General features: G+C 65.8%; 13 protein-coding genes. 6 read left to right on the forward strand and 7 right to left on the reverse strand.

From position 1 onward, the window contains the following. Positions 1-25: 25 nt before the first annotated feature. Together AC1RP5_RS12345 and AC1RP5_RS12350 are read right to left on the reverse strand one after the other, a co-directional pair. Entirely contained in the window at positions 26-1,282 is a 1,257-nt protein-coding gene (locus AC1RP5_RS12345) for an LL-diaminopimelate aminotransferase (protein WP_493110933.1), read from the reverse strand. 18 nt (positions 1,283-1,300) lie between these two features. Continuing rightward, positions 1,301-2,599, reverse strand: coding sequence for an OmpA family protein (locus AC1RP5_RS12350; RefSeq protein ID WP_493110934.1), 1,299 nt, complete (start codon positions 2,597-2,599; stop codon positions 1,301-1,303). Between the two features lie 205 nt (positions 2,600-2,804). On the opposite strand from AC1RP5_RS12350, the gene AC1RP5_RS12355 reads away from it, so the two are divergent. Then, the gene (locus tag AC1RP5_RS12355; protein ID WP_493110935.1) at positions 2,805-4,619 is read left to right on the forward strand and encodes a PHA/PHB synthase family protein; all 1,815 of its coding nucleotides are present in this window, start codon (positions 2,805-2,807) and stop codon (positions 4,617-4,619) included. A 21-nt stretch (positions 4,620-4,640) separates the two neighbouring features. Here the strand turns inward: AC1RP5_RS12355 and AC1RP5_RS12360 are convergent, their stop codons facing one another. The 4 genes from AC1RP5_RS12360 to AC1RP5_RS12375 all read right to left on the reverse strand — a co-directional run bounded on the left by AC1RP5_RS12360 (position 4,641) and on the right by AC1RP5_RS12375 (position 6,758). After that, positions 4,641-5,177 carry a gamma carbonic anhydrase family protein gene (locus AC1RP5_RS12360; RefSeq protein WP_493110936.1) on the reverse strand — a complete coding sequence of 179 codons (537 nt, stop codon included), beginning with the start codon at positions 5,175-5,177 and terminating at the stop codon, positions 4,641-4,643. A gap of 81 nt (positions 5,178-5,258) precedes the next feature. Then, positions 5,259-5,741 carry a 30S ribosomal protein S9 gene (gene rpsI / locus AC1RP5_RS12365; RefSeq protein ID WP_493110937.1) on the reverse strand — a complete coding sequence of 161 codons (483 nt, stop codon included), beginning with the start codon at positions 5,739-5,741 and terminating at the stop codon, positions 5,259-5,261. A 1-nt stretch (position 5,742) separates the two neighbouring features. After that, positions 5,743-6,222, reverse strand: coding sequence for a 50S ribosomal protein L13 (gene rplM, locus AC1RP5_RS12370; protein WP_493110938.1), 480 nt, complete (start codon positions 6,220-6,222; stop codon positions 5,743-5,745). Between the two features lie 116 nt (positions 6,223-6,338). Then, positions 6,339-6,758 carry a PaaI family thioesterase gene (locus tag AC1RP5_RS12375; protein WP_493110939.1) on the reverse strand — a complete coding sequence of 140 codons (420 nt, stop codon included), beginning with the start codon at positions 6,756-6,758 and terminating at the stop codon, positions 6,339-6,341. Positions 6,759-6,791: 33 nt separating this feature from the next. Here AC1RP5_RS12375 and AC1RP5_RS12380 point away from each other — a divergent pair, with 33 nt between their 5' ends. Continuing rightward, complete coding sequence (locus tag AC1RP5_RS12380; protein WP_493110940.1) at positions 6,792-7,589, forward strand: enoyl-CoA hydratase; 798 nt, start codon at positions 6,792-6,794, stop codon at positions 7,587-7,589. Positions 7,590-7,664: 75 nt separating this feature from the next. After that, the gene (locus AC1RP5_RS12385) at positions 7,665-8,642 is read left to right on the forward strand and encodes a Bug family tripartite tricarboxylate transporter substrate binding protein (protein ID WP_493110941.1); all 978 of its coding nucleotides are present in this window, start codon (positions 7,665-7,667) and stop codon (positions 8,640-8,642) included. Positions 8,643-8,712: 70 nt separating this feature from the next. Here AC1RP5_RS12385 and AC1RP5_RS12390 read toward each other — a convergent pair whose 3' ends face one another. Next, the gene (locus AC1RP5_RS12390) at positions 8,713-9,474 is read right to left on the reverse strand and encodes a class II aldolase/adducin family protein (protein WP_493110942.1); all 762 of its coding nucleotides are present in this window, start codon (positions 9,472-9,474) and stop codon (positions 8,713-8,715) included. Between the two features lie 166 nt (positions 9,475-9,640). On the opposite strand from AC1RP5_RS12390, the gene AC1RP5_RS12395 reads away from it, so the two are divergent. The 3 genes from AC1RP5_RS12395 to AC1RP5_RS12405 are packed head-to-tail and all read left to right on the forward strand — an operon-like array spanning position 9,641 to position 13,216. Beyond that, positions 9,641-10,957, forward strand: coding sequence for an NtaA/DmoA family FMN-dependent monooxygenase (locus AC1RP5_RS12395; protein WP_493110943.1), 1,317 nt, complete (start codon positions 9,641-9,643; stop codon positions 10,955-10,957). A gap of 26 nt (positions 10,958-10,983) precedes the next feature. Then, positions 10,984-12,087, forward strand: a complete 1,104-nt coding sequence (locus tag AC1RP5_RS12400) for an ABC transporter substrate-binding protein (protein ID WP_493110944.1) — start codon at positions 10,984-10,986, stop codon at positions 12,085-12,087. 13 nt (positions 12,088-12,100) lie between these two features. Further along, entirely contained in the window at positions 12,101-13,216 is a 1,116-nt protein-coding gene (locus AC1RP5_RS12405) for an ABC transporter ATP-binding protein (RefSeq protein WP_493110945.1), read from the forward strand. Positions 13,217-13,221: the final 5 nt, after the last annotated feature.

The following is a 13,221-nucleotide window of genomic DNA, read 5'->3' on the forward strand; positions in this document are numbered from 1 at the left end:
GGGCGCCTGATACGACAGGATAGGGTCAGGCGCGAGCCTTGATCGGCGTGATGTTGTCCCCAACGCCGCGCAGATATAGGTCGATCGAACGGCCCGGGTCGGCCAGCACCTGCCGGATATTGCGGACGGCCTGACGGATGCGGTGCTTGTTCTCCACAAGCGCGATACGGACATGCCCGTCGCCATGCTCGCCGAAGCCGATGCCCGGCGACAGCGCGACATTGGCCTGGGTCAGCAGCAGCTTGGAGAAAGCCAGCGAACCCAGCTCGGCGAAGTCCTTGGGCAGCGGCGCCCAGGCGAACATGCTGGCCGACGGAGACGGCAGGTCCCAGCCCGCGCCCTTCAGCCCTTCGATAAGGACGTCGCGGCGCTCCTTGTAGGTGTTGCGCGCCTCGGCGATGCAGTCCTGCGGACCGTTCAGCGCCGCCGTGGCCGCCACCTGGATCGGCGTGAAGGCGCCGTAGTCGAGGTAGGACTTGATGCGGGTCAGCGCCTGGATGAGCGTCTTGTTGCCGGCCGCGAAGCCCATGCGCCAGCCGGCCATCGAGTAGGTCTTGCTCATCGAGGTGAACTCGATGGCGATGTCGCGGGCGCCCGGCACCTGCAGCACCGACGGCGGCGGAACGCCGTCGAAGTAGATCTCGGCGTAGGCGAGATCCGACAGGATCCAGATGCCCTGACGCTTACAGAAATCGACGATGGCCGCATAGAAATCGAGATCGACGACCTGCGCCGTCGGGTTCGACGGATAGTTCAGCACCAGCGCGAGCGGCTTCGGCACAGCGTGCTGCACGGCGCGCTCGAGCGCGGGCAGGAACTCCTCGATCGAGGTCGAGCCCGGCACCGGGATATGGCGCACGGCGCCGCCGGCGATGATGAAGCCGTAGGGATGGATCGGGTAGCTGGGATTGGGCACCAGCACCGTGTCGCCGGGCGAAGTGATCGCCTGCGCGAGGTTGGCGAGGCCCTCCTTCGAGCCGAGCGTGACGATGATCTCGCTCTCGGGATCGAGTTCGACACCGAAGCGGCGCGCGTAATAAGCGGCTTGCGCCTTGCGAAGGCCCGGGATGCCGCGCGAGGCGGAGTAGCCGTGGGCGCGCGGATTGGCGGCGGCTTCGGCGAGCTTGGCCACGATGTGCGGCGCGGTCGGCAGGTCGGGATTACCCATGCCGAGGTCGATGACGTCCTGGCCGGCGCCGCGGGCGCGGGCCTTCATGGCGTTCACTTCCGCGAACACGTAAGGCGGCAGGCGCTTCAGCCGGTGGAATTCTGAGTCGTCCATGTCGTTCTTCCTTCGGCGCTAGAAGTCGATGAAGACGTCGGCGCGCCGGTTTGCGGCGACGCCGCGGGCGGTGCTTGTCTGGTAGATCGGCTCGTCGTCGGAAGCCGCTTCGGCGACGATCTGGCCGACTGGCACACCAAGCCGGCGCAATTCCTGGGCAATAGCCAGCGCGCGGCGGCGCGACACGTCGAAGTTGTCCCGATCCTGCGCGGCGTGGGCGACGATGCGCACGGTGCCGCCATTCTCGCGCTGTATCTCGGCCACGCGTGCCAACACCTCGTTGTCGGCGCCGTCCAGGCCCGTCGAGGACGGGCTGAACTGGATCACCGCGACCTGCAGCGACCCGTCGAACGGCGGCGACTTCAGGTCCTTGAACGCGACCTCACCCGACGTCGCGGTGGCGATGTTGCCCATGACTTTGCTCGCGGCCGGCGTCGGCTCCGCGCACGAATCGCCGGCGCCTGTCGACGTTGCGAAGGCGACCGTCAGCGGCACGAGCGTCATGACCGAGCCGACATTGGTGCCGGGCGCGATCCAGCCGGGCTGCGGCGCGAAGGCCTTGTTCGGATCGGCCGGAGGTGTCGGTGTGGCAGGCGCCGGAGCCGGCTGCGGCTCGGCGGTCGGCGGAGCGCCGGTCGTCACGGACCCTTCGGGTGCGCCGGGCGGTGTCCAGCCGGGCGGCGGCGAGAAGGCCTTGTTGGGATTTCCCGAGGGCGTCGGCGCGGCCGGCACAGGCGCGGGGACTGGCGCGGGCGCCGGCGCCGTAGCGGGATCGGGCGCCGCGGACGGCGGCGCCATCGGGGTCGCCGTCACCGGAGCCGGCGGCGGCACAGGAGCAGAAACCGGCGCGGGATCGGACGTGATCGTGCCGGCGCCGACCGGCGGCGCGCCAACGGGAGCCGACGCGGGTGTTGCGCCGCCCTGCTGCTTCTCCTTGGCCTTCGCGTCCTTTTCCGCAGCGTCGCGCTCTTCACGCGCTTCGCGGTCCTTGCGGTCGCGCTCGCTCTGCTCTTTCTCGAGCGCTTCCTTCTGGGCCTTCTGACCGCCCTTGCCGGAAATGATGGAGCCGATCGCCGCCGTGGCTGGACCTGCCTCGGTTCCGGCGGTCACGGGCACGTCGTGCTGGGCATTGCCAGGTGCCGCCGGAAGGGAGCTGACGGGCTTGATATCGCGTTCCACACCCGGACGCGGCGGCGGACCGATCGGCGTGGAGCCTCCGAGCCCGATCCAATCGCAACCGGACAACAGGGCAAGCGCGGACACTCCGAGCAGGCCGAGCCAGCGGCCGCTGCCGATCGTGTCCTGGGGTCGCTGCATCTTCATCACCTGTTGTGCCTGCTCAAAATCCGGTTTCTCCGCCCTGTTTAGCGGAGACCGAGAGGAAATTTGACCCGTCTGTTGTCGCAGCCTACCTATGGGAAGCAAGTGGCGACCCTGGAAGACTTGGCACTAGGTATGGTGCCGAGGCGGTGAATTTACCGCAAGAAACGCCACAAAGGCAATGATTCGGAAGGGGAAACGCATGTCCGACACGCCCGCCCCCGCAGCTCTTGGCGGCCTGTCTCCGGAGGAGTCCGAAAAGCTCCAGGAGGCCTTCAAGGATATTGCGACCCGCAGCCAGAAGCTGCTGCAGGACTTCTCCCAGCGGTACCAGTCGGACGGCCAGCAGGCCAGCGACCCGCTTCACCTCACCCAGACCTTCATGGACTTCACGGCCAAGATGCTGGCCGACCCGAACCGGCTGGTTCAGGCCCAAGTCGAGCTCTGGCAGCAGTACATGAAGCTCTGGCAGGTCACGGCCCAGCGCATGATGGGCCAGCAGGTCGCCCCCGTGGCGGAGCCCGCGCGCGGCGACAAGCGCTTCAACGATCCCGCCTGGAAGGATGAGGTCGTCTTCGACTACCTCAAGCAATCCTACCTGCTCACGGCGCGCTGGCTGCAGGGCACGATCAAGGAGGTCGAGGGGGTCGACGATAAGACCGCCAAAAAGGTCGACTTCTACACGCGGCAGTTCATCGACGCGGTGTCGCCGTCCAACTTCGCCATGACCAATCCGCAGGTCGTGAAGGCGACCGTCGAGTCCAAGGGCGAGAACCTGCTCAAGGGCCTGCAGAACTTGCTGGGCGACCTCGAACGCGGCAAGGGCCGCCTCGCCATCCGCCAGACCGACATGGACGCCTTCAAGGTCGGCGGCAATGTCGCCACCTCGCCCGGCAAGGTCGTCTTCCAGAACGAGCTCATCCAGCTCATCCAGTACGCGCCGTCGACCGAAGAGGTCCACGAGATGCCGCTGCTGATCGTGCCGCCGTGGATCAACAAGTTCTACATCCTCGACCTCAAGCCCGAGAACTCGTTCATCAAGTGGGCGACCGAGCAGGGCTACACGGTCTTCGTGGTGTCATGGGTCAATCCCGACGAGCACCTCTCGAAGCTGGTGTTCGAGGACTACATGAAGCTGGGCCCGCTGGCCGCGCTCGACGCCATCGAGAAGGCGACCGGCGCCCGCAAGGTCTCGGCGATCGGCTATTGCATCGGCGGCACGCTGATGGCGGCGACGCTGGCCTATATGGCGGCGCGCAACGACGACCGGATCGCGGCCTGCACCTTCTTCACCGCCCAGGTCGACTTCAGCGAACCCGGCGAGCTCGGCGTCTTCATCGACGAGGATCAGCTCGCCAGCGTCGAGGAGATGATGGGCAAGAAGGGCTATCTCGACGGCAGCGAGATGGCCACGACCTTCAACATGCTGCGCGCCAACGATCTCATCTGGTCGTTCGTCGTGAACAACTACCTGATGGGCAAGGATCCCTTCCCCTTCGACCTGCTGTTCTGGAACGCCGACGCCACGCGCATGCCGGCGGCGATGCACAGCTATTACCTGCGCAACATGTACCAGAAGAACCTGCTCAGCACGCCGGGCGGCATCGTTCTCGACAACGTGCCGATCGACCTGCGCAAGGTTCAGATCCCGGTCTACATCCAGGCCGGCAAGGAAGACCACATCGCGCCGTCGCGTTCGGTCTACAAGGCGACCCAGCTGTTCAGCGGGCCGGTGCGCTTCATGCTGGCGGGCTCCGGCCACATCGCCGGCGTCGTCAACCCGCCGCGCAACAAGAAGTACCAGCACTGGCTGAACGAGACGGCGAAGAACCCGCCGACGCTGGCCGAATGGCAGGCTGGCGCGAAGGAGTTTCCCGGTTCGTGGTGGCACGACTGGGACAAGTGGCTGTCGGCCCTGTCGGGCCCGAAGGTCCCTGCCCGTATCCCTGGCGCCGGCGGACTTCCCGCCATCGAGGACGCGCCCGGCAGCTTTGTGAAGGTCCGCTCCGGCGAGTAACCCAACGAGTAGCCCAGGCGGCTACTCGGCCGCCTTCGGCCGATCGACCATATAGCGCTGTCCGAGCCGCACGTAAGCGGCCGCCGAACGCCGGAAGGATTCGAGATCCTTCTCGGTGATGTCGCGCATCTTGACCGCCGGATTGCCGGCCCACAGCTCGCCCTTGCGGACGATCTTGCGCGGCGTCACGACAGCGCCCGCCGCGACCATCGCACCGGTCTCGACCACCGCCTCGTCCAGCACCGTCGAGTGCATGCCGATGAAGGCATCGTCCTGGACCTCGCAGGCGTGCAGCAGCGCGAGGTGCCCCACCGTGACGTTGCGGCCGACCACCGTGCCGACGCCGCGGGCGGCGATGTGGATCACCGTGCCGTCCTGGATGTTCGAGTTCTCGCCGATCTTGATGCCCGGCCCGTCGCCGCGCAGGACGGCACCGAACCAGATGCTGCAGTTGGCGGCGATCTCGACCTCGCCGATCAAAGTCGCGTTGGGCGCGACGAAGGCGGTGCTGTGGACCTGGGGCACGAAGCCGTTGAAGGGCACGATGAGTCCGGACATCGGATCGCTACTCCACGAAACCAAGAGCACAAAAAAGAAGGGCGCCCTGAGGCGCCCTTCGAAGATAGCCGAAACGCGAGTTTAGCGCTTCGAGAACTGGAAGCGGCGACGCGCACCGGCGCGGCCGTACTTCTTGCGCTCGACCACGCGGCTGTCGCGGGTGAGGAAGCCGTTGGTCTTCATCGCGCCGCGCAGGCCGGGCTCGAACTTCGAGAGCGCCTGGGCGATGCCGTGACGGACAGCGCCCGCCTGGCCCGACAGACCGCCGCCCGAGACGGTGGCGATGACGTCGAACTGGCCATTGCGCTGCGACACGTCGAACGGCTGCTGGATCATCATGCGCTGCGTCGGACGAGCGAAGTAGATCGTCTGGTCGCGGCCGTTGACGATGATCTTGCCGGTGCCCGGCTTGACCCAGACGCGGGCGACCGCGTTCTTGCGGCGGCCGGTGGCGTAGGCACGACCCTGCGCGTCGATTTCCTTCTCGCGGGGAGCACCGGCGATCTGCGAGCCGGCGGCGGGAGCCTTCTTCAGTTCGGCAAACGACGAAAGTTCGGTAGCCATGTTAGCCGATCCTCGAGTTCTTGCTGTTCATCGCGGCGATATCGAGCTTCTCAGGCTGTTGGGCCTCCTGCTCGTGGTTCGGCCCGGCATAGACGCGCAGGTTCTTCATCTGCGCGCGGCCGAGCGGGCCGCGGGTGATCATGCGCTCGACAGCCTTGATCAGGACGCGCTCCGGGAAGCGGCCTTCGAGGCGCTTGCCGAGGGTCTCGCCCTTGATGCCGCCGGGGTGACCGGTGTGCCAGTAGAACACTTCACGCTCGGCCTTGCGGCCGGTGAGGCGAACCTTCTCGGCGTTGATCACGACGATGTTGTCGCCGCAGTCGATGTGGGGCGTGAACATCGGCTTGTGCTTGCCGCGCAGGCGCATGGCGATGATCGTGGCGAGGCGGCCGAGAACGAGGCCGTCGGCGTCGATCAGGTACCACTTCTTCTTAACGTCAGCAGTCTTGATGCTGGCAGTCTGGTGCGTAAGGGCTTGCATGGGTCTTTCTTCCAATGAGCGCGCGCTTATGGGGAGATCGCAGCGGCTTGTCAAATCGTCATAAATAACGATGCAGAATCAATGGCTTAGAATTACGGTATTATAATACCTCTCATTTAAGCCTTGGGTGGTATGGCATATGTCACTGTCGCGTGCGCCACGGGTTCGGGCTTGCCGTCGCTATAGATCGTGAAGTCGCCGACCGCCAGGGTCTTGCCGAGCTTCATCAGCCGCCCCTCGCCGATCAGGTCGGCGGGCTCGGGCTTGCGCATGAAATTGATGTTGAGATTGGTCGTGACGGCCAGCGCCACCGGCCCGAGCTGGCCCAGGATCAGCAGGTAGAAGCCGCAGTCGACCAGCCACATCAGGGTCGGGCCCGAGATCGTGCCGCCGGGCCGCAGATGCCGTTCGTTCGTCGGCAGGCGCAGCCGGATGATCTTGTCGTCGAGATGCTCGATGGCGAGGCCAAGATGGGCGGCCTGTGGGAAATGCTCGTCGAGGAACTTCATGAGGTCGGCAGGCGACATCACCGGCATGACGCACCTTCCCTGTTCCCATAGACTGCCGCCATGACCGCCGCCTCCAACGAACCCGTGCTGCTGCGCCGCGACGAGGGCCGCGTCGCTTTCCTCACCCTCAACCGACCGCACGCCATGAACGCCCTCTCGGGCGAGCTTATAGACGCGCTGCAGGCGGAATTCGACAGGCTCGCGAAGGACACCGGCATCCGCTGCGTCGTCGTCGAGGCCCAGGGCGACCGTGCCTTCTCGACCGGCCACGACCTGCGCGAGGTCGCCTCGACGCGCGACTATGCCTTCCATCACGACCTGATGACGCGCTGCTCGGCGATGATGCTGTCGATCGGCCGCCTGCCGCAGCCGGTGATCGCCAAGGTGAAGTCGGTCGCGACCGCCGCGGGCTGCCAGCTGGTCGCCGCCTGCGATCTCGCCGTCGCCTCGAGCAACGCCACCTTCGCGACCTCCGGCATCAACAACGGCCTGTTCTGCGGCACGCCCTCGGTGGCGGTCGGCCGTAACATCGGCTCCAAGCGCGCGCTCGACATGCTCTTCACCGGCCGGTTCGTCGACGCCGCCACGGCATTGCGCGACGGGCTGGTGAGCCGCGTCGTGCCACCCGCCGATCTCGACCGCGAGACCAAGGCGCTGGCGGACCACATCGCCGCCCAGCCGCCGCAGCAGATCTCCTCGGGCAAGGCGATGTTCCGCGCGCACATGGAAATGAACGTCGAGCAGGCCTATGCCTATGCGACCGACTTCATGGCGGGCGCGATCCAGCGCGAGGACGCGCAGGCCGGCATCAATGCCTTCGTGAACAAGAAGCCCAAGCCCGACTGGACCGGCAAGTAGCCGGCAGAGTTGACGGCTCGGGACACGAGACCGTTAACTACCACTGACAATAAGAAAATCAGTGGGAGGACGTTCATGGGGATCATGAAATTATCGCGGCGCGCGGCCGTCGCGTCGGCAATGGCGAGTGTCGCGGCCGCAACCGCTCCGGCACGCGCGCAGGATTTCCAGCAAGGCAAACCGATCACGATCGTGGCGCCGTTCGGTCCCGGCACGACCAACGACATCATCGCCCGCCTGCTCGCCCAGGACATGACGGCGACGTTGGGCCAGAGCGTCATCGTCGAGAACCGGCCTGGCGCCACGGGCAATATCGGCGCCGACTATGTCGCGAAGGCGCGGCCCGACGGCCACACGGTGGTCATCGCGTCGCTCAGCAACATCCTCAACCAGGCGACCGGCAACACCACCGCCAACCTGCTGACCGACTTCGCGCCCGTCAGCTTCACGGGCGGCGTGCTCTATTCGATGTTCGTGCCCAACGAGCTGCCGGCGAAGAACGTCGCCGAACTGGTCGAGCTCGCCCGCCGGGAGCCCGGCAAGATCAACTTCTCCGGCTTCGTCGGCGGCGTGCCGCAGTTCCTGGGCGAGATGCTCAATCGCGCCGCCAAGATCAACACGGTGATGGTGCCCTACAAGAGCACGACCGACGCGCTGAGCGACCTGCTGACCAACCGCATCCAGATCTGGTTCACGCCCGTCGCCTCGGGCGTGCCGGTCTATAATGCCAAGCAGGCGCGCCTGCTGGCCGTCACCGGCGAGAAGCGCGCCGCGGTGTTTCCCGACACCCCGACCTTCAAGGAGTTGGGCTATCCCGACATCGTGGCCGACGTCTCCTTCTACATGCTGGCGCCAAAGGGAACGCCGCAGCCGATCGTCGAGAAGCTCTATCGCGCCACCGACAAGGCGCTGGAAAGTCCCAAGCTCAAGGAGTCCTTCAAGACTCAAGGTATCGAGGACCGGCGCGGCGGCCCCGCGGAGCTCGGCGCCTATATCACCAGCGAGCTCAAGCGCTGGACCGAGATCGTGAAGCTTTCGGCGCCCGCGAAGTAGCGCCCCACCCACGAATCAGAAGAGCGCGCCTCACGGCGCGCTCTTTTCGTTTGGCTCCGAGACTGAAGGACTACTGACGCCAGTCGGTGCCCTTGCCTTCGATCTGGCGGAGAGCGGCCTTCCAGTAAGTCATGCCGTATTCCGGATTGGCGCGCTGCTGCTTGGCGCGCTCGCCGTACTGGCGGACGACGTCTTCCTCGATCGGCGCGGGCTCCTCGTCGAGGCTGCGGGCGATGACCTCGACCTCGCAGGCGCGCTCCAGCATGTACATGCGGCGCAGCGCGCCTTGGATCGTGCCGCCGACGGTCAGCAGGCCGTGGTTGCGCAGCACCACCGAATTGCCGTGCTGGCAGGAGACACCCAGCGCATCGCACTCTTCCTGCGACGTCGGCATGCCGTACTCGTGATAGACGAGGTCGTCATAGACCGAGAGCGCGTCCTGGCTGATCGGGCGAATACCCTTCTTCAGGACCGAGACGCCGGTGCCGGCGCGGGTGTGCGTATGCATCACGCAGTTTGCATCCGGACGGGCCTTGTAGACGCCCGAGTGGATGGTGAAGCCGGCGGCGTTGAACTTGCCGTCCTTGGCGTAGACGTTGCCGTCGATGTCCATCTTCACGAGGCTCGAGGCGGTGATCTCGTCGAACAGGTCACCGTAATTGTTGATCAGGAAGCACTTGGGCTCGCCCGGGATGCGCACCGTCATATGGGTGTCGATCGTGTCGGTCCAGCCGAACTTGTCGGTGATCCGGTAGAGCGCCGCGAGGTCGCAACGCGCCTGCCATTCGGCTTCGGACATCCCCTGCTTCTCGGACTGCATCACCGTATCCATCTCGCGCTCCTGCTTGTGTGTCGGCCGATCCCGTGGCGGTCATCGTAACGCAACTTTGGCGAGGGTGCGATGCACTCTTGCCTCCGCGGCACGCAGAGCCGCCCTGCGAATTGTCGGCACAGTATTTGCGTCTCCTCCTGCGTCTGGGCGGCATCGGAGGGCGTTTGTGGCGACCAACCCATTTCATCTCGCGTGGTTCTTGCAGGGCTCCAGTGTGCAGGCCTGGGGGGAGCCCTGGACCGGGCACATCGGGACGACATGGGAGCAGCCCGAGCTTTTCCTCGACATGGCGCGCAGCCTGGAGCGGGCCTGCTTCGACTACATCCTTCTCGAAGACTCCTCCTACGTAGGAGAAAGTTTCGGCGGCTCGACCGAGATCTACCTGAACAAGGCGATCGGCGTGCCACGGCAGGACCCGTCCGTGGTCGCCGCGCTGATGACCCAGGTGACCTCGCGCATGGGTATTGTCGCGACCTTCGGCACCTACGCCTACCACCCTTACCTGCTGGCCCGCCTCATGGCGACGCTCGACCAGGTGTCGGCCGGCCGCGCCGGCTGGAATGCCGTCACCGGCAGCTCCGACTTCGCGGCGATGAACTTCGGCATGCCGGGCATGCCCGAGCACGACCTGCGCTACGACATGGCCGACGAATACATGGACGTGGTGCGCGGCCTCTGGGATTCCTGGGAACCCGGCGCGGTGATCGCCGACCGCAAGAGCGGCAACCTCGTCGACCACACCAAGGTCCATGCCGTTAACTACAGCGGCAAGTATTTCAAGACGCGCGGCCCCCTCAACTCGGGACCCGCCCCGCAGGGCCGACCGGTGATCGCCCAGGCCGGCGGCTCGCCGCGCGGTCGCCGCTTTGCCGCCGCCCACGCCGACACGATCGTCGTCAACGCCAAGGGCATCGACGCCATGCGCGCCTATCGCGATGACGTGCGCAAGCACATGGTCGCGTTGGGGCGCAATCCCAACGACTGCAAGGTGCTCTACCTGATCAATCCGATCCTCGGCGAGACCATGGAAGAGGCACTGGAGCGCAAGAAGAAGCGCGAGTGCATGGCCCAGGCCAACATCCAGGAGCGGCTCGCCCACTTCGGCAAGGTGACGAACATCGACTTCGGCAAGTTCGACCTCGACAAGCCGCTGCCCGACGACGTCACCACCAACGGCCACCAGCTCAATCTCGAACAGTTTCGTGCCCTGGCGAACGGCCGCTCGATCCGCAAGACGATGGCCTCGTTCAATGCCGTCGACCTGTCGATCGACCTCTGCGGGACCTGCGATTCGGTGGCCGCGCGCATGGGCGAGGTCATGCAGGTGGTGGGCGGCGACGGCTTCCTGTTCTCCATGCCCAACGTCAACCGCCGCACCCTGGCCGAGATCGAGGATGGGCTGGTGCCCGCCCTCCAGGATCGCGGCCTGGTGCGCAAGGCCTACGAGCACAAGCACTTCAGGGAAAATCTCCTCGCTTACTGATCCAGCCGAACGGGAAGGACGACACCATGAGCAAGAAGACAATCGGCAGGCGCTCCGCTCTCAGTCTCGTGGGCGCAGGCCTCGTGGCAGCTCCCTTCATCCGGCCGAGCTTCGGCCAGGCCGCCTGGCCCGAGCAGTCCACGGTGCCCGACATCCTCAAGGGCAGCGGCGAGGTCCGCATCGCCACGTTCGGCGGCACGATGCAGGAGACGCAGCAGAAGGCCTATTTCGAGCCCTTCGAAAAGATCACCGGCATCAAGGTCCGCGCCTTCCCGGGTTCCGACCCGACCAAGATCAAGGCGATGGTCGATACCGGCAATGTCGAATGGGACATGGCCCAGCTCAGCCGCGGTTCGATCATGAACCTCCAGAAGCGCGGCGATTACTTCGAGAAGATCGACTACGACATCGTCGATCCCGGCGTCGAGAAGCAGTACCGCTTCGAATACGGGCTCGAGATGCTCGTCTGGGCGCAGGTGCTCGCCTATCGCACCGATGCCTTCAAGGGCGCCGTGCCTTCCGGTTGGGCCGACTTCTGGGACACCAAGAAATTCCCCGGCGACCGCGCGCTCTACGGCACCAACAGCGGCGGCTGGCCCGAGATGGAGTTCGCGCTGATGGCGGCCGGCGTGCCGCCGGACAAGCTCTACCCGCTCGACGTCGACAAGGCGCTGGCAAGCTACGGCAAGATCAAGAAGGACGTCTTCAAGTGGTGGGACACCGGCGCTGTGCCAGTCCAGCTGCTGACCGACCGCGAGGTCACGATGACCTCGGTCTGGAACGGCCGCATGGCAGCCCTTCAGGCGGCCGGCGTGCCGGCGGCGGTAAGCTGGAGCCAGGGCCTGTCGAAGCGCGATGCCTGGGGCATTCCCAAGGGCGCCAAGAACAAGGTCAACGCCATGAAGTTCGTAGCCTACTCGACCATGGCGATCCCGCAGGCCCGCGTCTGCCTCGGCATCCCCTACGGTTCGGTCAACGCCAAGTCGAATGAGTATATCCCGACCGAGCGGATGGCTGTCCTGCCCAGTGCACCGGAAATCGCCAAGCAGCTTGTCCCCTACAATTACGATTGGTGGATCGACAATCGCGAGACCGTCATCCCGAAGTTCAACAAGTGGCTGTTGAGCTGACGCGATGACCGGCATGGGCACGAACGGAGCGAGTTCGGGCAGGGGCGCGTCGGTGACGCTCTCCAACCTGGAGAAGACCTACGATCGCGCCAACACCGCCAAAGCCGTGGATAGCGTGTCGCTCGACATCCGCTCGGGCGAGTTTTTAACGATGCTGGGCCCCAGCGGCTCGGGCAAGACCACGACCCTGATGATGATCGCCGGCTTCGAGACACCGACCGCCGGCGACATCGCAATCGACGGCAAGTCGGTCGTCGCCATGCCGCCCTACCGGCGCAATATCGGCATGGTGTTCCAGAACTACGCGCTCTTCCCTCATCTCACCGTCGAGGAGAATGTCGGCTTCCCGCTGAAGCAGCGCGGGGTGCCCAAGGCCGAGCGCGCCAAGCTGGTCGCCGAAGCGCTGGAGCTGGTGCACCTGCCGGGCTACGGCGCACGCTATCCGCGCCAGCTCTCGGGCGGCCAGCAGCAACGCGTCGCCGTCGCGCGTGCCGTGGTCTTCAAGCCGCGCCTGCTGCTGATGGACGAGCCACTGGGCGCGCTCGACAAGCAGCTCCGCGAGAACCTGCAGCTCGAGATGCGCCGGCTGCACGCCGATCTCGGCATCACCTTCATCTACGTGACGCACGACCAGGAAGAAGCGCTCACCATGTCCGACCGCATCGCCGTCATGAACGACGGCAAGGTGGCGCAGGTCGGCAGCCCCGAGGATCTCTACGACCGGCCGGATAATCGTTTCGTCGCGGGCTTCATCGGCGAGTCGAACTTCCTGCCGGCGGTGGTGCGCGGCGTGGAGAACGACGTCGTCATCGCCGAGTGCGAGGGCGTAATGATCCGCGCTCTCTGCCCCGGCAAGCCGGCCAGCGGCGAGAAGGTGACACTCACGACGCGTCCTGAGCGTCTGCGCTTCGCCGACGGCGCCTGGGCCGGCGCGGAGACGCCACACAATCGTCTCAGCGTCACGGTCACCGAAGCGGTCTTCGCCGGCGAGCGCTGCCGCTACATGCTGCAGGCTCGCGACGGCACCTCGATCGTGCTCAAGGAACCGTCCAGTGCCGCCATCCGCCGCCGCGCCGTCGGCGAGCGCGCGGAAATCGCCTGGTCCGTCGCGGATACAATTCTTGTTTGAGGTGG

Source organism: Reyranella sp. GW821-FHT12G01, from assembly GCF_058806575.1.